General features: G+C 67.6%; 18 protein-coding genes. All 18 read left to right on the top strand.

Annotated features, from left to right (window positions below):
* The first annotated feature begins 158 nt into the window (after positions 1-158).
* The 18 genes from dapF to ftsW all read left to right on the top strand — a co-directional run bounded on the left by dapF (position 159) and on the right by ftsW (position 21,174).
* A complete protein-coding gene (gene dapF, locus QY917_RS11505) occupies positions 159-1,037 on the top strand; it encodes a diaminopimelate epimerase (protein WP_123676118.1) in 879 nt (292 codons plus the stop codon).
* A complete protein-coding gene (locus QY917_RS11500) occupies positions 1,034-1,726 on the top strand; it encodes a DUF484 family protein (RefSeq protein WP_088888329.1) in 693 nt (230 codons plus the stop codon). Before dapF ends, QY917_RS11500 begins: the two co-directional genes overlap by 4 nt.
* 99 nt (positions 1,727-1,825) lie before the next feature.
* Positions 1,826-2,797, top strand: coding sequence for a tyrosine recombinase XerC (xerC, locus tag QY917_RS11495; protein ID WP_123676119.1), 972 nt, complete (start codon positions 1,826-1,828; stop codon positions 2,795-2,797).
* Positions 2,798-2,880: 83 nt separating this feature from the next.
* Complete coding sequence (locus QY917_RS11490; RefSeq protein WP_123676120.1) at positions 2,881-4,068, top strand: class I SAM-dependent rRNA methyltransferase; 1,188 nt, start codon at positions 2,881-2,883, stop codon at positions 4,066-4,068.
* 107 nt (positions 4,069-4,175) lie between these two features.
* Positions 4,176-5,294 carry a GTP-binding protein gene (locus tag QY917_RS11485; protein ID WP_123676121.1) on the top strand — a complete coding sequence of 373 codons (1,119 nt, stop codon included), beginning with the start codon at positions 4,176-4,178 and terminating at the stop codon, positions 5,292-5,294.
* A 23-nt stretch (positions 5,295-5,317) separates the two neighbouring features.
* Positions 5,318-6,163, top strand: coding sequence for an RNA polymerase-binding protein DksA (dksA, locus tag QY917_RS11480; protein WP_312035125.1), 846 nt, complete (start codon positions 5,318-5,320; stop codon positions 6,161-6,163).
* Positions 6,164-6,216: 53 nt separating this feature from the next.
* A complete protein-coding gene (locus tag QY917_RS11475) occupies positions 6,217-8,025 on the top strand; it encodes an STAS domain-containing protein (RefSeq protein ID WP_123676122.1) in 1,809 nt (602 codons plus the stop codon).
* Positions 8,026-8,118: 93 nt separating this feature from the next.
* The gene (gene hslV, locus QY917_RS11470; protein WP_041836099.1) at positions 8,119-8,664 is read left to right on the top strand and encodes an ATP-dependent protease subunit HslV; all 546 of its coding nucleotides are present in this window, start codon (positions 8,119-8,121) and stop codon (positions 8,662-8,664) included.
* Between the two features lie 95 nt (positions 8,665-8,759).
* On the top strand, positions 8,760-10,100 hold the full coding sequence (gene hslU, locus QY917_RS11465) for an ATP-dependent protease ATPase subunit HslU (protein ID WP_123676123.1): 1,341 nt from the start codon (positions 8,760-8,762) through the stop codon (positions 10,098-10,100).
* 264 nt (positions 10,101-10,364) lie between these two features.
* Entirely contained in the window at positions 10,365-10,793 is a 429-nt protein-coding gene (gene mraZ, locus QY917_RS11460; protein WP_011806773.1) for a division/cell wall cluster transcriptional repressor MraZ, read from the top strand.
* 9 nt (positions 10,794-10,802) lie between these two features.
* Positions 10,803-11,729, top strand: coding sequence for a 16S rRNA (cytosine(1402)-N(4))-methyltransferase RsmH (gene rsmH, locus QY917_RS11455; RefSeq protein WP_123676124.1), 927 nt, complete (start codon positions 10,803-10,805; stop codon positions 11,727-11,729).
* A 109-nt stretch (positions 11,730-11,838) separates the two neighbouring features.
* Positions 11,839-12,141, top strand: coding sequence for a cell division protein FtsL (ftsL, locus tag QY917_RS11450; protein WP_123676125.1), 303 nt, complete (start codon positions 11,839-11,841; stop codon positions 12,139-12,141).
* On the top strand, positions 12,138-13,886 hold the full coding sequence (locus QY917_RS11445; RefSeq protein ID WP_088888338.1) for a penicillin-binding protein 2: 1,749 nt from the start codon (positions 12,138-12,140) through the stop codon (positions 13,884-13,886). The genes ftsL and QY917_RS11445 overlap by 4 nt, the downstream gene beginning before the upstream one ends.
* On the top strand, positions 13,883-15,388 hold the full coding sequence (locus tag QY917_RS11440; RefSeq protein ID WP_123676126.1) for a UDP-N-acetylmuramoyl-L-alanyl-D-glutamate--2,6-diaminopimelate ligase: 1,506 nt from the start codon (positions 13,883-13,885) through the stop codon (positions 15,386-15,388). Before QY917_RS11445 ends, QY917_RS11440 begins: the two co-directional genes overlap by 4 nt.
* Positions 15,385-16,833 carry a UDP-N-acetylmuramoyl-tripeptide--D-alanyl-D-alanine ligase gene (gene murF, locus QY917_RS11435; RefSeq protein WP_123676127.1) on the top strand — a complete coding sequence of 483 codons (1,449 nt, stop codon included), beginning with the start codon at positions 15,385-15,387 and terminating at the stop codon, positions 16,831-16,833. The genes QY917_RS11440 and murF overlap by 4 nt, the downstream gene beginning before the upstream one ends.
* A complete protein-coding gene (gene mraY, locus QY917_RS11430; protein ID WP_011806767.1) occupies positions 16,824-18,002 on the top strand; it encodes a phospho-N-acetylmuramoyl-pentapeptide-transferase in 1,179 nt (392 codons plus the stop codon). Before murF ends, mraY begins: the two co-directional genes overlap by 10 nt.
* Positions 17,999-19,897, top strand: coding sequence for a UDP-N-acetylmuramoyl-L-alanine--D-glutamate ligase (murD, locus tag QY917_RS11425; RefSeq protein WP_302076921.1), 1,899 nt, complete (start codon positions 17,999-18,001; stop codon positions 19,895-19,897). Before mraY ends, murD begins: the two co-directional genes overlap by 4 nt.
* The gene (gene ftsW, locus QY917_RS11420; protein ID WP_011806765.1) at positions 19,894-21,174 is read left to right on the top strand and encodes a putative lipid II flippase FtsW; all 1,281 of its coding nucleotides are present in this window, start codon (positions 19,894-19,896) and stop codon (positions 21,172-21,174) included. The genes murD and ftsW overlap by 4 nt, the downstream gene beginning before the upstream one ends.
* Positions 21,175-21,229 lie beyond the last annotated feature (55 nt).

The following is a 21,229-nucleotide window of genomic DNA, read 5'->3' as shown; positions in this document are numbered from 1 at the left end:
CGGCAGGGCGGCGCAGCGGGAACCCCGGATGCTCCCCATGCAGCCCAGGGGCGGGCTGATCGAAATCAATAGCCGAGCAAAAAACTCGGATGTCAGCCGTGCGGGGTTTCCCCATGGTTGCACCCAGGCGACGCGCGCATGCGGCGGATAATCGCGCCATGCACATCCGCTTCACCAAGATGCAGGGCGCGGGCAACGACTTCGTGGTACTCGACGAGACGCAGGGGCGCCTGGGGCTCACGCCCGCGCAGTACCGCTTTCTGGCCGACCGCCACTTCGGCGTGGGCGCCGACCAGATCCTCACCGTGCGCCCCTCGCCCGGCGCGGGCATCGACTTCGAATACGTGATCCACAACGCCGACGGCGGCCAGGTGGAGCAGTGCGGCAACGGCGCGCGCTGTTTCGCGCGCTATGTGCGCGACAAGGGCCTCACCGCGCAGGACACGATCCGCGTGCAGACCATGGCCGGCGTGATCGCCCCGCACCTGACCGCCGACGGCCGTGTGACGGTGGACATGGGCCGCCCCGAGCTGGAGCCGGCGCGCGTGCCGTTCGACACCACGGGCCTCGCGCCCGTGTCGCAAGGTTCAGGCCAAAAATGGCCTCTGGCGCTTGATGGACAGGCGTCAGCAGCTACGCTATTAGTAGCAGTGGTGTCCATGGGCAACCCGCACGCCGTCCAGTTGGTCGACGATGTGGACACTGCCCCCGTGGCGCAGACCGGTCCCTTGATCGAAAGCCACCCGCGCTTTCCCCAGCGCGTGAACGCGGGCTACCTGCAGATCGTGAACCGTGGTGAAGTGCGCCTGCGCGTGTACGAGCGCGGCGCGGGCGAGACGCTGGCCTGCGGCACGGGCGCCTGCGCCGCCGTGGTGGCCGGCATCCGCCTGGGGCTGCTGGATGCGCGCGTGCAGGTGCACACGCGGGGCGGCGTGCTCACCATCGACTGGGCCGGCGGCTTGCAAGACCCCGTGTTCATGACCGGCCCCGCTACCACCGTCTTCGAAGGCGAGATCGACATTCCGGACGCTTTATGACCTCTTCCTCTCCCGTATCCCCCATCACCGAAGATGACATCGCGCACTTCCTGGCGAACACGCCGGGCTTCTTCGAGCGCCATGCCGAGTTGCTGGCGAGTGTCACCATCGCCAGCCCCCACGGCCAGCGCGCCGTGAGCCTGCACGAGCGCCAGGCCGAGATGCTGCGCGAGAAGATCAAGGGCCTGGAACACCGCGTGATGGAGATGGTGCGCCACGGCACCGAGAACGCCGCCATCACCCAGAAGATCCACCAGTGGACGCGCGAGGTGGCCGCCGTGCGCGATGCGGCCCGCCTGCCGCGCGCCGTGGAGAACGGCCTGCGCACGCTGTTCGACGTGCCACAGGTCGCGCTGCGGGTGTGGAACGTCGCGCCCGAGCACGCGGGCCTCGTCGCCACCCAGCCGGTGAGCGAGGATCTGCGCCTGTTCGCCTCGTCGCTGACCATGCCGTTCTGCGGGCCCAACCTGGGTTTCGAGGCCACGGCCTGGCTGCCCCAGGCGGGCGAGGTGCAGTCGCTGGCGCTGCTGCCGCTGCGCGAAGGCGCGATCGACAGCGCCGACCAGCCGGCCTTCGGCTTGATCGTGCTGGGCTCGCACGACCCGCACCGCTTCGAGGCCACCATGGGCACGGAATTCCTCTCGCGCATGGCCGAGCTGGCCAGCTCGGCACTGTCGCGCATGCGATGAAAAAGTGAGCGGCTTGCGCTGAATGGATAAGGGTTTGCGTAGGTTTTTTGCCTGAGAACACCACGCATCAAGCGCAAGAAGCTCCTTATTCAGTAGCAAATGAACGATACGCCAGTTGCCCTGCACCTGCCGCCTGAGGCGTTGCAGTACCTGGAGCATGTGCGCGTGGAAAAGCGCCTGGCCGCGCGCACCCTCACGCTCTACACGCTGGACCTGCAGCGCCTGGCCGCCATGGCCGCGGGCGTGGATCTGCCGCTGCTGCGCCTGACCAGCGCGCACATCCGCCGCTTCGTCGCGCAGATGCATGCCGGCGGGCGCAGCGGGCGCGGCATCGCGCTCATCCTCTCGGGCTGGCGGGGTTTTTACACCTGGGCTGCGCGCCAGGGGCTGGTGCCGCACAACCCCGTGCAGGACGTGCGCGCGCCCAAGGCGCCCAAGCCCCTGCCCAAGGCCCTGCCCGTGGACGAAGCGGTGCGCCTGGCCGAGCACCAAGAGACGGGCGCCGACCCCTGGCTGGAGGCGCGCGACGCGGCCATCGTCGAGCTGCTCTACGGCTGCGGCCTGCGCGTGGGCGAACTGGTGGGCCTGGACGTGGCGCCCAGCCCCGCCGCGCACCAGCAGGGGCGCGGCTGGGTGGACCTGCAAGCGGGCGAGGCGCATGTCTTCGGCAAGGGCTCCAAGCGACGCAGCGTGCCCGTGGGCCGCGCCGCGGCCGAGGCGCTGCAGGCCTGGCTGGCGCAGCGCGCGCTGCCGTTGGGTGCCGCGGGCGCGGCGCGGCTGGAGCCGGCGCTGTTCATCGGCCGGCGCGGTGCGCGGCTGACGGCGCAGTCCGTCTGGTCGCGCCTGCGCCAGCGCAGCCAGGTGGCGGGCCTGACCACGCCCGTGCACCCGCACATGCTGCGCCACTCGTTCGCCAGCCACCTGCTGCAGTCCAGCGGCGACCTGCGCGCCGTGCAGGAGCTGCTGGGCCACGCCAACATCACCACCACCCAGGTCTACACGCGGCTGGACTTCCAGCACCTGGCGCGGGTGTACGACGCGGCGCACCCGCGCGCACGGCGCAAGCCCTAGGTGGCGGGCGGCAGCGCGGCCCGCACGCTCTGCGTCCGGCCGTGTGCAACAAAAGCGCTCACCCGCGCGCGCACAATCCAGGGATGAAAACCATTCGACTGAAACCCGGCAAGGAGCGTTCGCTGCAGCGCCGCCATCCCTGGATTTTTGAAGGTGCCATCGCCAAGGGCGGCGGCGACAGCGGCGAGACGGTGCGGGTGGAGTCGGCGGAGGGCCAGTTTCTTGCCTGGGCGGCGTTCAGCCCCCAGTCGCGCATCCGTGCACGGGTGTGGAGCTTTGACGAGAAGCAGCGCATCGATGCTTCTTTTTTTATAGCTGCTTGCGCCCGATCCATAAGCGCTAGAGGCCGTTTTTCTATTGAAAGCAATGGCGTGCGGCTGGTCCATGGCGAATCCGATGGGCTGCCGGGGCTGATCGTCGACCGCTACGAGGACACGCTGGTGGCCCAGTTCACCAGCGCGGGCACGGAGCGCTGGAAGGCCGTCATCGCCGATGCGCTGCTTCAGGCGACAGGCCTGTCGCGCCTGTACGAGCGCTCCGACGCCAGCGTGCGCCAGTTGGAAGGCCTGGCGCCGGCCACCGGCTGGCTGCGCGGGCAAGGGCCGCAAGAGCTGACGATCCGCGAGCATGGCTGGCGGCTCACGCTCGACATTGCCGAAGGGCACAAGACGGGCTTCTACCTGGACCAGCGCGACAGCCGGCACCATTTCTTTGGCACGGTGCAGCGCCTGGGCCTGCAGCGCGTACTCAATTGCTATTGCTATACGGGCGGCTTCACGGTGGCGGCGCTGGCCGGCGGCGCGGGGCAGGTCACGTCCATCGATTCTTCCGGCCCCGCGTTGGAGCGTGCGCGGGCGCACGTGCAATTGAACGGGTTCGACGCGGCGCGGGCCGAATTTCTGGATGCCGACGTGAATGGATCCCTGCGCCGCTTCCTGGCCGAAGGGCGGCGCTTTGACGCGATCGTGCTCGACCCGCCGAAGTTCGCCCCCACGGCGGCGCATGCCGAGCGTGCGGCGCGCGCGTACAAGGACATCAACCGCCTCGCGCTGCAACTGCTGGAGCCGGGCGGCGTGCTGTATACCTTTTCCTGCTCGGGCGGCATCAGCGCCGACCTGTTTCACAAGATCGTGGCCTCGGCGGGTGCGGATGCGGGTGTGGACGGCTACGTGCTGGGGCGCCTGGCCGGCGCGCCCGACCACCCGATGACGCTGGAGTTCCCCGAGGGCGAGTACCTCAAGGGTCTGGCCGTCATGCGCAAGCTGGCATGACGCTGCGGGCGCGAAGGTCTTGACAGGCTCTGTACACTGAAATTCGATTCCCATGCGGCGGTCGTCCAGGCCGCCGTTTTGCGTTTGCACTCCACGGAAAGCGACCCATGGCCCTGATTCCCGTCACCATCCTCACCGGCTTCCTCGGCTCCGGCAAGACCACGCTGCTCAAGCGCGTGCTGTCCGAAATGCACGGCCAGAAGATCGCCGTGATCGAAAACGAGTTCGGCGAGGAAAACATCGACACCGACATCCTCAAGACCGAGTCCAAAGAGCAGATTCTGCAGATGAGCAACGGCTGCATCTGCTGCACCATCCGCGAGGATCTGCGCGAAACCCTGCAGTTGTTGGCCGCCAAGCGCCGCAAGGGGCTGGTGGCGTTCGACCGCGTGGTGATCGAGACCACGGGGCTTGCCGACCCCGGCCCCGTGGCGCAGACTTTTTTCATGGACGATGAGATCGCCGAGACCTATCTCATCGATTCCATCATTACTTTGGTGGACGCCAAGCACGCCCAGCAGCAGCTGGACGACCGCCAAGAGGCACGCCGGCAGGTGGGCTTTGCCGACCAGATATTCCTGTCCAAGACCGACCTGGTGAGCGAGGAGGAAAAGAACGACCTGATCCACCGCCTCAAGCACATGAACCCGCGCGCGCCCATCCGCGCGGTGCATTTTGGCGATGTGCCGCTGGCCGAGGTGCTGGACCTGCGTGGCTTCAATCTCAATGCCAAGCTGGACATCGACCCGGACTTCTTGAAGGAAGAAGACGCGCACGACCACAGCCATTGCGACCATGACCACGGGCACTGCGAACACGAGCACGACCATGGGCATGACCATGCGCACGGCGAGCACGGCGGCCACGACCATGGCCATGAGCACAAGCATGACGAGCACTGCAAGCACCCGCATCACCACCACCATGACGACGACGTCAAGAGCTTTGTCTACCGCGCCGACCGTGCCTTCGATCCGGCCAAGCTGGAGGACTTCCTGGGCGCCATCGTCAATATCTACGGCCCGCGCATGCTGCGCTACAAGGGCGTGCTGAATATGAAAGGCACCGATCGCAAGGTGATCTTCCAGGGCGTGCACCAGCTCATGGGCAGCGACCTGGGCCCCCAGTGGGCCGAAGGCGAGGCGCGCCAGAGCAAGATGGTGTTCATCGGCATCGACCTGCCGCAGGACATCCTGCAACAGGGGCTGGAGCAGTGCCTGGTGTGAGGCCCGTGGTGGCTGGCGGTAAAGTGCACTACGCCTGTGTGGTATCCACAACGTTTTGCGCTCGGCCAGCGCAGGTCTATACAATCGCGCCCCGGCAAAAACGCCCCCTGGGGCGCGTGCCATTCGCACCGTGCTGCACGAGGGGCCCTGGGCCCCGCACGCAGGCGGAAAAAGCCCGAACTGCGAGGAGACAGGAAGTGAAAGCCCAGTCCAGCAAAGCCCAGGCTGCGGCCCAGGCCAAGCGCGCGGGCGACGAACCCGCGCCGGTAACCGCGCGGCGCCTCCGGCCTTCTCCTTCCGGTTCCGGGCAATTGACCGTACCATCCAAGGCCACCGCGGCGGCGCCCGGCGCCCCCGAAGCCAGCTTTACCAAAACTATGCCTACGACCCTGCAAACCCCTGTGGCGGCCGCCAAGAAAGATCCCAAGCTGGCCAACAACTGGAAGACCAAGTCTGCCGAAGACCTGACGGACGCCGAAGTGCTGGCCATGCCCGAGAGCGAGTACATGAATGAGAAGCAGCTGGCGTTCTTCCGCCACAAGCTGGCTCAGCTCAAGCAGGACATGCACAACAACGCGGGCGAAACCACCGAGCACCTGCGCGAGGACACCGTGGTGGTCCCCGATCCGGCCGACCGCGCGACGATCGAGGAAGAGCACGCGCTGGAACTGCGCACGCGCGACCGCGAGCGCAAGCTGCTCAAGAAGATCGAGCAGTCCATCGCGCGCATCGACGCCGGCGACTACGGTTATTGCGACGAGACGGGCGAGCCCATCGGCGTAGGCCGCCTGCTGGCGCGCCCCACGGCCACGCTGTCGCTGGAGGCGCAGCAGCGCCGCGAACTCAAGCAGAAAATGTTTGGCGACTGATCCAGCGGTCGATTGCCGCAAGACGCCCGCACTGCGCACGCCCATTTGCATCCATGAGCAAGGAAGACACCACCACATCCGGCGGCCTGCTGTCCAAGATGGTGCGGTTCGTGCGCAATCCCACCGTCAACTGGTCCGATCTCGATGCGGTCGAGGCGGACCGCGAGAGCCAGTACAGCAAGCAGATGCTCAAGGAGATGATCGAGCGCAAGCGGCGCAACGATTTCGTGCGCCGCCGCGAGTTCGATCAGCTGCGCAAGCTGCGCCAGCGCGAGGCCCTGCACGGCCAGCGCCCTGAAGACATCACTGCGCGCACGTCGTTCTTCCAGACCAGCATGACCTCGCCCGATGAGCGGGCCGTCACGCTCAAGAAGATCGACGAGATCGAGGCGCAGATGTCGCAGCAATGGTGGAAGGGCAAAGGGTCGGGAGAAACCCCGGCCCCAACCCCTGCGGCGCCCGCGCCTGACGGTGCGGCGCTGCCCGCAGCGTCCGCAGCCCCCGCGCCGCGACCCGCACCGGTGGCTGCCGCGGCTTTTGCCGCTGCACCCATCGCAGGACAACCGTCGCCTGCGGCCGCGGCCATGGCGGCGGCGCTGGCCTCCAGCGGGCTGGCCGGCGACCCCGCGCGCGCCTTTGCGCCGACTGCGCCGCTGAGCCTGCCGCCGACGCTCGACAAGGCGCCCGCCGTCGAGCCGATGTTCCACGACGCGAGCCCGGTGGTCGTACCCCCGCCGCTCGCGGAGGACGCGCCGCAGCCCGCGCCGTCCCAACCGGAGAAGTTCGTGCACGAACCCGACCTGGAAGAGGCCGCGATCCGCTTTGCCAATGGCGACTATGCCGGCGCGGAGTCGGGCCTGAAGGAAGTGCTGGTCCAACACCAGCACAGTGACCCCCAGCAGCAGCATGACATCTGGATGACCCTGTTTGACCTGTACCGGGCCACGGGCCAGCAGGAGCCTTTCGACGCGCTGGCCATTGACTATGCCGCTCGTTTCGGTCGCTCGGCGCCGCTGTGGTTCTCGTTGCCAGAACAGCTGGGTTTGAAGGCCATGACGCCTGACGTGGGTGCACCCGCCATCCCGCAGAGGGAACTGAGCTGGAGTGCACAATCCACCCTCACGCAGCAATCGATTGCGGCGCTGCAGGCCTCGCTGGCGCGTTCCGCGCCGCCCTGGACCCTGAACTGGACGCGGCTGACCGCGATCGATCTGCCGGCGGTCACCGCGCTGGCCGAGCTGTTCGAGGCCTGCGCGGAGCGGGATGTGCAGATCCACTTCGTCGGCACCGCCGCGCTGCAGGGGGTCCTGCAGGCCCACACCCAGTCGGGGGACCGCGGCGCCGATCCACAGTGGTGGCGGCTGCGCATGGCGGCGCTGCGGCTCATGGGGCTGCCCGATGAGTTCGAACTCGTCGCGCTGGACTACTGCGTCACCTACGAGGTCTCGCCGCCATCGTGGGCGCCTCCGCGCTGCGGCTACAGCGGCGACGACGGTGCGCAGCCACCGGCCACGCCAGAGGCGGCCGACAGCGCGCTGTACGCGTCGGGGTTCGCACTGTCGCAGCCGGGCGGCGTGGACGAGGGGCCTGTCGCCACGCTCGAAGGCCACATCGAGGGGGATGCGGCCTCCGTCCTGGAGCCGCTGGAGCCTCTCGTGCGCCCCGGCGTGCCGCTGAACGTGGCCTGCGACCGGCTGATCCGCATCGATTTCGCTGCCGTGGGCTCGGTGCTGAACTGGGCGGCCACCCAGCAGGCGCAAGGGCATGTGGTGCAGTTCACCAACCTGCACCGGTTGGTCGCCGTGTTCTTCAACGTGATAGGCGTGAACGAGCACGCCTGGGTGGTGCCCCGCAAGAACTGAGGCCGCACCGGCTATTTGCCACTCCGGGGCCGTTGCCGAGAAGGTGCTCTGCCGTGCTTGCAAGGCGGCGTGGCGCCCCCATATGCACGAGCTATGGAACAGTACCACGGCACCACCATCCTCAGCGTCCGACGCCAGACGGCGGACGGCATCCAGGTCGCCCTTGGCGGCGACGGACAGGTCACCCTGGGCAACATCGTTGTCAAGGGCACGGCGCGCAAGGTGCGCAAGCTCTACCAGGGGCGGGTCCTGGCGGGCTTTGCCGGCGCCACGGCCGATGCGTTCACGCTGTTTGAGCGTTTCGAGGCCAAGCTGGAAAAGCACCAGGGCCAACTGACGCGCGCGGCCATCGAACTCACCAAGGATTGGCGTACCGACCGCGTGCTGCGCCGCCTGGAGGCCATGCTGGCCGTGGCGGACCATTCCGCATCCCTCATCATCACCGGCAACGGCGACGTGCTTGAGCCCGAGCAGGGCATCATCGCCATCGGCTCGGGCGGCGCCTACGCCCACTCGGCCGCCAAGGCGCTCTTGAGCAACACGGACCTGCCCGCGGCCGAGATCGTCAAGAAGTCGCTGGAGATCGCGGGCGAGCTGTGCATCTACACCAACATGCACCACACCATCGAGACGTTGTAGGCGTCGTGTGGTGAGCTATCTTTTTTGTAGCTGTTTGCGCTTGTCTATCAAGCGCCAACAGCTCATTTGAATCATAAAGACAGGCAGTCTGCAGCATGTCCTCCATGAGTCCCCAGGAAATCGTCTCCGAACTCGACCGCCACATCGTCGGCCAGAACGGCGCCAAGCGCGCCGTGGCCATTGCGCTGCGCAACCGCTGGCGCCGCCAGCAGGTGGACGCCAGCCTGCGGCACGAGATCACGCCCAAGAACATCCTCATGATCGGCCCCACGGGCGTGGGCAAGACCGAGATCGCGCGGCGCCTGGCGCGCCTGGCGGACGCGCCGTTCATCAAGGTCGAGGCCACCAAGTTCACCGAGGTGGGCTACGTGGGCAAGGACGTGGATTCCATCGTCCGCGATCTGGTGGAAGTGGCCGTGAAACAGACGCGCGAAGCCGACATGAAAAAGGTGCGCGTGCGTGCCGAAGACGCCGCCGAGGACCGCATCCTGGATGTGCTCATCCCTCCGGCGCGCGGCGCCAGCGTCGATACCGCGCGCACCGGCGATCCCGCGGGCGACAGCACGGCGCGCCAGGTGTTCCGCAAGAAGCTGCGCGAGGGCCAGCTGGACGACAAGGAGATCGAGATCGACCTGGCCGATGCGCGGCCGCAGTTCGAAATCATGAGCCCGGCCGGCATGGAGGAGATGGCCGAGCAGTTGCGTGGCATGTTCAGCCAGATGGGCCAGGAGCGGCGTCGCGCGCGCAAGCTCAAAATCGCCGAGGCTATGAAGCTGCTGGTCGAGGAAGAGGCCGCCAAGCTGGTCAATGAGGAAGAGGTCAAGACGCGGGCGCTGGCCAACGCCGAGCAGAACGGTATTGTTTTCATCGACGAGATCGACAAGGTCGCGTCGCGCCAGGAGGCCGGCGGCGCCGACGTCTCGCGCCAGGGCGTGCAGCGCGACCTGCTGCCGCTGGTGGAAGGCACCACGGTGTCCACCAAGTACGGCATGGTCAAGACCGACCACATCCTGTTCATCGCCTCGGGGGCGTTCCACCTGGCCAAGCCGAGCGACCTGATCCCCGAGCTGCAGGGGCGCTTCCCGATACGCGTGGAACTCACCTCCCTGTCGGTGCAGGACTTCGAGGCCATCCTCACGCAGACCCATGCGTCGCTGGTCAAGCAGTACCAGGCGCTGCTGGAGACGGAAGGCGTCACCTTGGATTTCACGCCCGAGGGCATCACCCGCCTGGCCCACATTGCCTTCGAGGTGAATGAGCGCACCGAAAACATCGGCGCGCGCCGCCTGTCCACGGTGATGGAGCGGCTGCTGGACGAGGTGAGTTATGACGCCACGCGCCTCTCGGGGCAGACCGTGGTGGTGGATGCCGGCTACGTGAATGCGCGGCTGCAGTCGCTGAGCCAGGACGAAGACTTGTCCCGATACATCCTGTGATGCCTGGTTGCGCGGGGCGTCAAGCCTTCATAAACCACTTGCATACCTACAGCTAAGTGCTTAATCAATAAGGACATTTGCCCGATTTTCACCTTGGAAATCGGCGCTAAGTCCTTGATTTCATTGCAAAATTTTGTTGCGGCGCCTCTTGCCTGGTGTTCTTTTCCTGCTACAGTGCAAAAAAGTGCAATTAAGTGGTGAAAAGTGCCCTTTGCACCCTCTCTCGGGGTGGAAAGCGGCAGTAGCGGGCAAGGGGTTCCATCGGTGTTTCAAGGGGCGTCATCGCTGAGTCTGGATGCAAAGGGGCGGCTGTCCGTGCCGACCCGGCATCGTGACGCCCTCACGGCGCAGGCGGGCGGCCAGCTCACCCTCACCAAGCACCCCGATGGCTGCCTGATGGTCTTCCCCCGTCCCGAGTGGGAGAAGTTCCGCGAGCGCATTGCCCAGCTGCCCATGTCCGCGCAATGGTGGAAGCGCATCTTCCTCGGCAACGCGATGGACGTGGAGATGGACGGCACCGGCCGGGTGCTGGTCTCCCCCGAATTGCGCGAGGCTGCCGGCCTGTCCAAGGACGCCATCCTGCTGGGCATGGGCAACCACTTCGAGCTGTGGGACAAGGCCACCTACGAGGCCAAGGAAGCCGCGGCCATGCAGGCCGAGATGCCCGATGTCTTCAAGGATTTCTCTTTCTAGGGGCCGCGTGTGAACCAGCCCCTGCAACACACCACGGTCCTGCTCGACGAGGCGGTGCACGCCTTGCTGGGCGATGGCGATGCGCCTGCGGGCACCTTCGTGGACGGCACCTTTGGCAGGGGAGGGCATTCGCGGCTCATCCTGCAGCGGTTGGGGCCGCAAGGCCGGCTGGTGGCGTTCGACAAGGACACCGAAGCCATTCAAGCAGCGGCGCGCATCACGGATGCGCGCTTTTCCATTCGGCACCAGGGGTTCAGCCATCTCGGGGAACTGCCCGCCGCCAGCGTGTCCGGTGTGCTGCTGGACCTGGGCGTGAGCTCCCCGCAGATCGACGACCCCCAGCGCGGGTTCAGTTTTCGTTTCGATGGCCCGCTGGACATGCGCATGGACACCACGCGTGGCCAGAGCGTGGCCGAGTGGCTGGCAGATGCCGAAACGGCACAGATTGCGGAGGTGATACGTGACTACGGTGAAGAACGGTTTGCTGGCCCCATTGCAAAGGCGATTGTTGCTCGGCGCACGGAACGCGGCCCCATTGCAAGCACCGCCGAACTGGCCGACATCGTGGCTGGCGCGGTCAAGACCCGCGAGCCGGGCCAGAACCCTGCAACGCGCACATTTCAGGCTCTTCGGATTTTCATCAACGCCGAGCTTGAGGAGCTGCAGCAGGCGCTAGAAGGCAGTCTGCGCGTGCTGCGGCCCGGTGGCCGGCTGGTGGTCATCAGCTTCCACTCGCTGGAAGACCGCATCGTCAAGCAGTTCATCGCACAGCACTCCAAGGAGGTCTACGACCGCCGTGCACCGTTCGCGCCGCCCCAGCCGATGCGGCTCAAGGCGCTGGAGCGCATCAAGCCAAGCACGGACGAGGTGGCCGCCAACGCGCGTGCGCGCAGCGCCGTGATGCGCGTGGCAGAACGCACGGAGGTGCCCGCATGAGCGACGCGCGGATGTGCCATGTCGCCACGCCGCTGCACGCGCATGCGCGGGGCGCGCTCGCTTCGCGGCACAGTCCTTCGAGCGTTGCAGGGCACACGGGAGGCGGGCGATGACGCGCATCAGCCTTGTGCTGCTGCTGGCGGTGATGGCCAGCGCGCTATACCTCGTGCATACGCAATACCAGTCGCGAAGGCTGTTCACCGAACTCGATCGCGCGGTGGCTGAGTCGCGCCGTTTGGAGACCGAACACCAGCGCCTGCAGGTGGACAAGCGCGCGCAGGCCACGCCGCTGCGCGTGGAGCGCCTGGCGCGCGACCGGCTGCAGATGCGTACCGCCACGCCGGCCATTACCGAATACGTGACCGACGGCGGTAACGTCGCCGTGCCAGCCGGCGAGGGGCGCGCGCCGTGAGCAGCCGCAGCGTCAACTACACCTCCAGCCCTCTGCTGGCCAGCAAGACACCTGTCTGGCGCAGCAAGTTCATCGTCGCCCTGGTGGCGCTGGGTTTCGTGGGCCTGGCGGGGCGCGCCGCCTACGTGCAGGTGATCGGCAACGACTTCTTTCAGCGCCAGGGCGAGGTGCGCTTTGCGCGCACGCTGGAGCTGCCGGCCAACCGGGGCCGCATCCTCGACCGCAATGGCCTGATCCTCGCTTCCAGCGTTCCGGCGGCCAGCATCTGGGCCATCCCTGAAGATGTGGAAATGGCCAAACCCGAGGTGCGCGCCAAGCTCAAGGACCTGGCGCGTCTCATGGATATGCCGCTGTCCACGCTGCAGGGCAAGCTGGCCGACGAGGACAAGACCTTCGTCTGGATCAAGCGCCAGCTCGACTGGGACGTGGGCCAGCAGATCACCGCCCTGGGGCTGAAGGGCATCTACCTGCGCAAGGAATACAAGCGCCAGTATCCAGAGGGCGAAGCCGCCGCGCACGTGGTGGGCTTCACGAACGTGGAAGACCATGGTCAGGAAGGCATGGAGCTGGCCTTCGACAAGGATCTGGCGGGCAAGCCGGGGTCGCGCCGTGTCATCAAGGATCGCCTGGGCCGCGTGGTGGAGGGCGTAGGCGCCGAAGTGCCGCCCGTGGATGGCAAGGACATGCAGCTGTCCATCGACAGCAAGGTGCAGTTCTTCGCCTACCAGAAGCTGCGCGACACCGTGCAGGCGCACAAGGCCAAGGCCGGCAGCGTGGTGGTGCTGGATGCGCGCACGGGCGAGGTGCTGGCCTTGGCCAACTACCCCAGCTATGTGCCCGACAAGCGCCAGAACCTGACGGGCGAGCAACTGCGCAACCGCGCGCTCACCGACGTGTTCGAACCCGGCTCCACCATCAAGCCCATCACGGTGGGGCTGGCGCTGGAGAGCGGCCGCTTCAAGCCCGAAACCAGCGTGGACACCACGCCAGGCCGCCTGACCATCACCGGCTCGACGATCAGCGACACGCACAACTACGGGCTGTTGACCGTGGAGGGCGTGATCCAGAAGTCCAGCAACGTGGGTACCACGAAGATCGCGATGCAGCTGCCGGCGCAGGAAATGTGGGAAACCTTCTCTGCCGTCGGCTTCGGGCAAAAGCCGCAGATCGCCTTTCCGGGGGTGGCGAGCGGGCGGCTGCGCCCCTACAAAAGCTGGCGGCCCATCGAGCAGGCCACCATGTCCTACGGCTACGGGCTGTCGGCCAGCCTGTTCCAGATGGCGCGCTCCTATACCGTGTTTTCCAACGGCGGCAAGGTGATTCCCGCCACCATGCTGAAGACCCACGAAGCGCCCGTGGGCGTGCCCGTGTTTTCCGAACGCACCGCCAACCAGGTGCGCAAGATGCTGCAGATGGCCGCGGGGCCCGGCGGCACGGGCCAGAAGGCGCAGACGGTGGGCTATTCCGTGGGCGGCAAGTCCGGCACGGCGCGCAAACAGGTGGGCAAGAGCTACGCCTCGGGCAAGTACCGCGCCTGGTTCACCGGGCTTGCGCCCATCGACCACCCGCGCATCATCGTGGCCGTGATGGTCGACGAACCCAGCAACGGCGTGATCTACGGCGGTGCGGTTGCGGCGCCGGTGTTCAGTGAGGTGGTGCAGCAGACCCTGCGCATGATGGGCGTGGCGCCCGACATGGCTGTCAAGCCGCTCATCGTCTCCAACGGTGTGGAGGAATCGCTGTGAACGCACTGCACACGCTCACCACCCTGCAGGAGGCCGTGGACTGGCTGCGCCAGCGCGTCACGGGTACGCTGCAGACGGACAGCCGCCTGATCCAGCCGGGCGATGGGTTCATCGCCTGGCCCGGCGCGGCCACGGACGGGCGCGCCCACGTGGGCGACGCCGTGGTGCGCGGCGCTGCCGCCTGCCTTGTGGAGTGCGAGGGCGTGGAGCCCTTCGCCCTCGCGGGAGACCACATCGCGGCGCTGCGCGGCCTCAAGGCCGCGACCGGCATGATTGCCTCCGAATGGTTCGGCCACCCCACCCAGCGCCTGCAGGTGTTGGCCGTGACCGGCACCAACGGCAAGACCAGCACGGCCTGGTGGCTGGCGGATGCGCTCAATCAGCTATCAAAAGAAGAGCTGCCAGCGCTTGCTGGATGTGCGCTGGTGGGCACTTTGGGTATGGGCGTTCCGCCAGCGTTGCAGACCACGGGCATGACGACCCCCGACCCGGTGCGCCTGCAGCGCGCCTTCGCGCAGTTTGCGGACGCGGGGCGCCGTGCCTGCGCCATCGAGGCATCGTCTATCGGCCTGGCCGAGCACCGCCTGGACGGCACACGCATTCACGTGGCGCTGTTCACCAACTTCACGCAGGACCACCTGGACTACCACTCTGGCATGGCCGCCTACTGGCAAGCCAAGCGCGCACTGTTCGACTGGCCGGGGCTGCGCGCATCTGTGGTGAATGTGGACGACCCGCAGGGCGCCGCTCTGCACGCCGAGCTGCAGGGCAGCGACCTGGATTTGTGGAGCGTCTCTCTGCAGGGCCCCGCCCGCCTGCAGGCCAAGCACATCGTGCACACGGGTGCCGGCCTGGCCTTCACGGTGGCCGAAGGCGCGCATACCGAGGTGCTGCAAACGCAGGTCATCGGCCTGTACAACGTGTCCAACCTGCTGGGCGTGATTGCAGGCATGCGTGCGCTGGGGGTGCCCCTGGCGCAGGCGCTCCAGGCCTGTGCGCGCCTGCGGCCCGTGCCCGGGCGCATGGAGCAGTTGGCGGCCGCTGGCCAGCCGCTGGTGGCTGTGGACTATGCCCACACGCCCGATGCGCTGCACCAGGCGTTGGCCGCGCTCAAGCCCGTGGCGGCGCAGCGCGGAGGGCGGCTGTGGTGCGTGTTCGGCTGCGGTGGCAACCGCGACGCCGGCAAGCGCCCGCTGATGGGAGCCGTGGCACAGCGCGAGGCCGACGAGGTCATCGTCACCAGCGACAACCCGCGGGGTGAGGAGCCGCAATCCATCATCCACCAGATCCTGCTGGGCACGATTGCAGGCACCAGCGTGCGTGCCGAGGTCGACCGCGCCGCGGCCATCGCGCAAGCGCTGGCCGAGGCCGGCGCCAACGATGTGGTGCTGGTTGCCGGCAAGGGCCATGAGGACTATCAGGAGGCGGCGGGCCAGCGTGTGCCGTTCTCCGACATGGCGCACGCGCGTGCAGCGCTCGCGCGCCGAGGAGGCGTGGCATGAGCCACCACCAGAACAACTCCCCCATGATGACGCTGCAACAGGCGTTTGATCTGCTGCGCGCCTGCATTCCTGGTGCGCGACTGATCGGCGAAGGTGCCACGCCGCTCGCGCGCGTGCACACCGATACCCGCACGCTGGCCGCAGGTGACCTGTTCGTGGCGCTCAAGGGTGAGCGTTTCGATGCGCACCAGTTTCTGTCCCAGGCGCGAATGGCCGGCGCCGCGGCGGCCATTGCGCATGCGGGCCTGGCCGACGCCGGTCTGCCCGGCATCGAGGTCCCCGACACCCTGGCCGCCCTGGGTGCGCTGGCCGCTGGCTGGCGCGCGCAGCGGGATCTGCCGCTGATCGCCGTGACCGGCAGCAACGGCAAGACCACGGTCACGCAAATGATCGCGGCGGTGCTGCGGGCCTGGAAAGGCGACGCCGCGCTGGCCACGCAGGGCAACTTCAATAACGACGTGGGCGTACCCCTCACGCTGCTGCGCCTGCGGCCGGGCCATGAGGCCGCGGTGGTCGAGTTGGGCATGAACCATCCCGGCGAGATCGCGAATCTGGCGGACATTGCCCGGCCCACCGTGGCCCTGGTCAACAACGCCCAGCGCGAGCACCTGGAATTCATGCACACGGTCGAGGCCGTGGCGCGCGAGAACGGCAGCGTGCTGTCTGCCCTGCCGGCCGATGGCACGGCTGTGTTCCCGGCGGCAGATGCCTTCACGCCCTTGTGGCGCGAGCTGGCCGGCACGCGGCACTGCCTGACCTTTGGCGAGGCCGCGGGCGAGGTGCGCTGCGCCGCAGCGCAATGGGGCGACGGCGCATGGCAGGTGCGCATTGACACCCCCAACGGCGCATTCGATACGCGGCTGGCCATCGCAGGGCGCCACAACGTCACCAATGCCCTGGCCGCCACGGCCTGCGCGCTGGCCGCGGGGGTGCCTCTGGCGAGCATTGCGCAAGGGTTGGCGGCTTTCGTGCCGGTCAACGGGCGCTCGCGCGCCCTGGCCGTGCGTTGCGGGGGACGTTCCATCACGGTGGTGGACGACAGCTACAACGCCAACCCCGACTCGGTGCACGCGGCCATCGAGGTGTTGGCCGCACTGCCTGGCCCGCGCCTACTGGTGCTGGGAGACATGGGCGAGGTGGGCGACCAGGGGCCGCAGTTCCACGCCGAGGCCGGTGCGCACGCCCGTGCGCGCGGCATCGAGCAGCTGTTTGCGCTGGGCGACCTGAGCGCCCACGCCGTGCAGGCCTGTGGGACGGCCGCACGGCATTTCAAGGACATGGCCACGCTGCAGGCCGCAGTGGGGCAGGCCCTGCCCACGGTGGGCAGCGTGCTGGTGAAGGGATCGCGATTCATGAAGATGGAACAGGTCGTGCAGGCGCTGCAGGCACTGCATGAGGACGGCGCCGCAGGCGCTGCCGCGCAAGGGGGAGCCGCATGCTGCTGATGCTGACCCAATGGCTGCAAGGCCTGTCGCCCGAGCTGAGCTTTCTGCGGGTGTTCCAGTACCTCACGCTGCGGGCGGTGATGGCGGCGCTGACGGCGCTGCTCATCGGCCTGATCGCGGGGCCGAAGGTCATCCGCATGCTGACCTCGCTCAAGATCGGCCAGCCGATCCGCGGCTACGCCATGCAGACGCACCTGTCCAAGAGCGGCACGCCCACCATGGGCGGCGTGTTGATTCTGGGTTCCATTGCCATCTCCACGCTGCTGTGGTTCGACCTGTCCAACCGTTTCGTGTGGATCGTGCTGGCCGTGACGCTGGGGTTTGGCGCCATCGGCTGGGTGGACGACTGGCGTAAGGTGGTCAACAAGGACCCCGAGGGCATGCGTTCGCGCGAGAAGTATTTCTGGCAATCGGTGATCGGGCTGCTGGCCGCGCTGTACCTCGTATTCAGCATTTCCGAGAACTCCAACACGCGGGTGTTCGAGCTGTTCATCACCTGGGTGCAGTCCGGCTTTTTGATGGACCTGCCGCCCAAGGCAGGCCTGCTGGTGCCGTTCTTCAAGGAAGTGAGCTACCCGCTGGGGGTGCTGGGCTTCGTGATCCTGACCTACCTGGTGATCGTGGGCTCCAGCAACGCCGTGAACCTGACCGACGGCCTGGACGGCCTGGCCATCATGCCCGTGATCATGGTGGGCGCCTCGCTGGGCATCTTCGCCTACGTGACCGGTAACGCGGGCTATGCGAAATACCTGCTGTTCCCCTATATCGCCGGCTCGGGCGAGCTGTTGATCTTCTGCGCCGCCATGGCGGGCGCGGGCCTCGCCTTCCTGTGGTTCAACACCCACCCCGCCCAGGTTTTCATGGGCGACGTCGGCGCGCTGGCTTTGGGCGCTGCGCTGGGCACGATCGCGGTCATCGTGCGCCAGGAGATCGTGCTGGCCATCATGGGCGGCATCTTCGTGGTGGAAGCGCTGTCGGTGATGCTGCAGGTGACCTGGTTCAAGTACACCAAGCGCAAGTATGGCGAGGGCCGGCGCCTCCTCAAGATGGCGCCGCTGCACCACCACTTTGAGAAGAGCGGCTGGAAGGAGACGCAGGTCGTCGTGCGCTTTTGGATCATCACCATGCTGTTGTGCCTCGTGGGTTTGACCACGCTGAAGCTGCGATGAACACTGGCCACCACGATCCCCTGCACCCCGACGCACTCGGCGCCGCAGCGACGACTGTGCCCCCGGCGCCCCCGTCCACGCCCACGCCCGGGGAGCGGGACGACGCGTTGCCGCAGGATGCGGCGCACGACAGTCCGCCGCAGGATCTATCGCCCTTGCCAGCGCCCGCGCAAGATGCAGCGGCGCGCTATGACTACACCGCACCCGCGGTGTCGGCTGCGGCTGCCGCGGCGGAGTTCGTGGCGCGCATCTTTGCCGACGCGGCTCCGGCGGACGGTGGCGCTGGCACGTCTGCTGAAGACACCCCCGTTTCTCCGGCTGCGGACCACGCCGTTGAGGAGCCTGCCGTCGCGTCCGAGGAGGCCCCGCAGGCGCCGCCCGCGCTTGCCGGCAAGCAGGTGCTGGTGCTGGGTCTGGGCGCCTCGGGCCTGGCCATGGTGCGCTGGTGTGTGCGCTGTGGTGCGCAGGTCACCGTGGCCGACACGCGCAGCAGTCCGCCGCAGCTGGCGGTGCTGCGCGCAGAACTGCCGCAGGTGGAGTTCATCGCCGGCGCCTTCGATGAGACCCTGGTGCAGGGGCGCGCGCTGCACGCGGTATACCGCTCGCCAGGTCTGAGTCCGAATGAGATTGCTCCTGTTGTTATAGCTGCTCGCGCCCGCCAGATAAGCGTGGAAGGCGAATTGGGTTTGTATGCGCAGGCGCTGCGCGAGCTGCGCGTCGGTCAGGGCTACGCGCCCGCGGTGCTGGCCATCACTGGCACCAATGGCAAGACCACCGTGACCTCGCTCACGGGGCTGCTGGTGGAGTGCGCGGACAAGCGCGTGGCGGTGGCCGGCAACATCGGCCCCACGCTGCTGGATACGCTGGCGCAGCACATCGACGCGGGCACGCTGCCCGAGGTGTGGGTGCTGGAGCTGTCGAGCTTTCAGCTCGATGGCGTGCAGGGCTTCGAGCCCACGGCCGCGGCCGTGCTCAACATCACGCAGGACCACCTGGACTGGCACGGCAGCCTGCAGGCCTACGCACAGGCCAAGGGTCGCATCTTCGGCGAAACCGGCCTCATGGTGCTCAACCGCGAGGACGCGGAAGTCATGGCCCTGCTGCCGCCGCCAGTGCGCGTGAAGCTGCAAAAACCCCAGTTGCGCGCACACGTGACCTTCGGTGGCGACATGCCGCAGCGCCCGGGGGACTTCGGCATCGAGGTGGTCAGCGGCATGGCCTGGCTGGTGCGTGCACACGAAGCGGACGAAACGGCCAAGCGCGGCAAGGCGCAGGACGCCGAGCTGCACATCCAGCGCCTGATGCCCGCCGACGCGCTGCGCATCCGCGGGCGGCACAACGCCATCAATGCCCTGGCTGCGCTGGCGCTGGCCCAGGCTGCGGGCTGCCCGCTCGCGCCCATGCTCTACGGCCTGCGCGAATACCGCGGTGAGCCGCACCGCGTGGAGCCCGTGGGCATCGTGCGCGAGGTGGAGTACTTCGACGACAGCAAGGGCACCAACGTGGGCGCCACGGTGGCTGCGCTGACCGGGCTGGGCGCCGACCGGCGCCTGGTGGTGATCCTGGGTGGCGACGGCAAGGGTCAGGACTTCTCGCCGCTGGCCGCGCCCGTGGCGCGCTATGCGCGCGCGGTGGTGTTGATCGGGCGCGACGCGCCGCAGATCCGCGCCGCGCTGCAGGGCTGCGGCGTGCCGCTGCAGGACGCCGCCACGCTGCCCGAGGCCGTGCAGTTGGCCACACAGCGCGCCCATGCGGGCGACGCCGTGCTGCTGTCGCCCGCCTGCGCCAGCCTGGACATGTTCGACAACTACGCGCACCGCGCTCGCGTTTTCTGCGACGCCGTGCAGGCGCTGGCCGAAGACGCCGGCCAGACGCTGGAAGGAGGGACGGCATGACCGCCGCGACCGCCGCTTCCCGTCCCTCGTTGTGGCAGCGCATGCGGGCCTGGGCGGGTGCCGCGCCGGCCGCAAACGCCGACGTCCTGCCCGTGCGTGTGGGCGGCACCGAATACCGTCGCACGGCCGCCACGCCCGCGCGCGTGCTGGGCTTTGACCAGGCGCTGCTGTGGGTGGTGGTCCTGCTGCTGGCTTTCAGCGTGGTGATGGTGTATTCAGCCTCGATCGCCATGCCGGACAACCCGCGCTTTGGCAACATCGCGCCCACGCACTTTCTGCTGCGCCACGCGATTGCCATCGGCGTGGGGTTCGTCGCGGCACTGATCGCGTTCCAGGTATCGATGGACACCTGGGAGCGCATGGCGCCGTGGTTGTTCGTGGCCTCCATCGTGCTGCTGATCGCGGTGCTGATCCCGCACGTGGGCACCATGGTGAACGGCGCGCGGCGCTGGCTCAGCCTGGGGTTCATGAACTTCCAGCCGTCCGAGCTGGCGAAGTTCGCGGTGCTGATCTACGCATCGGACTACATGGTGCGCAAGATGGAGGTCAAAGAGCGGTTCTTTCGCGCCGTGCTGCCCATGGCCGCCGCCGTGGCGGTGGTGGGTGCGCTGCTGCTGGCAGAGCCCGACATGGGCGCCTTCATGGTGATCGCGGTGATCGCCATGGGCATCCTGTTCCTGGGGGGCGTGAACGCGCGCATGTTCTTCCTGATAGCGGGTGTCCTGGTGGCGGCCTTCGCCATCATGATCGCCAGCTCACCCTGGCGGCGCGAGCGCGTGTTTGCCTACCTCGATCCGTTCAGCGAGCAACATGCCCTGGGCAAGGGCTACCAGCTCTCGCATGCGCTGATCGCCATCGGCCGCGGCGAGATCTTCGGTGTGGGGCTGGGTGGCAGCGTCGAGAAGCTGCACTGGCTGCCCGAGGCGCATACCGACTTCCTGCTGGCGGTGATCGGCGAAGAATTTGGCCTGGTGGGTGTGCTCACGCTGATCGTCGCCTTCCTGTGGATGACGCGGCGCATCATGCACATCGGCCGCCAGGCCATCGCGCTGGACCGCGTGTTTTCGGGCCTCGTGGCCCAGGGCGTGGCGATATGGATGGGCTTTCAGGCCTTCATCAACATGGGAGTGAACCTGGGGGCGCTGCCCACCAAGGGGCTGACGCTGCCGCTGATGAGCTTTGGCGGATCGGCCATCCTGATGAACCTGGTCGCCATCGCGGTGGTCCTGCGTGTGGATTACGAAAACAAGCTGCTCATGCGCGGAGGCCGTGCATGAGGAACCTTATTCACCACCTCGGGCTTGTGGCAGTGCGTCGGTACTGCCGGCTTGC

This window comes from Diaphorobacter sp. C33, from assembly GCF_030503915.1.
GTDB lineage: Bacteria > Pseudomonadota > Gammaproteobacteria > Burkholderiales > Burkholderiaceae_C > Diaphorobacter > Diaphorobacter nitroreducens.
This window is presented reverse-complemented; position numbering and strand designations above follow the sequence as displayed.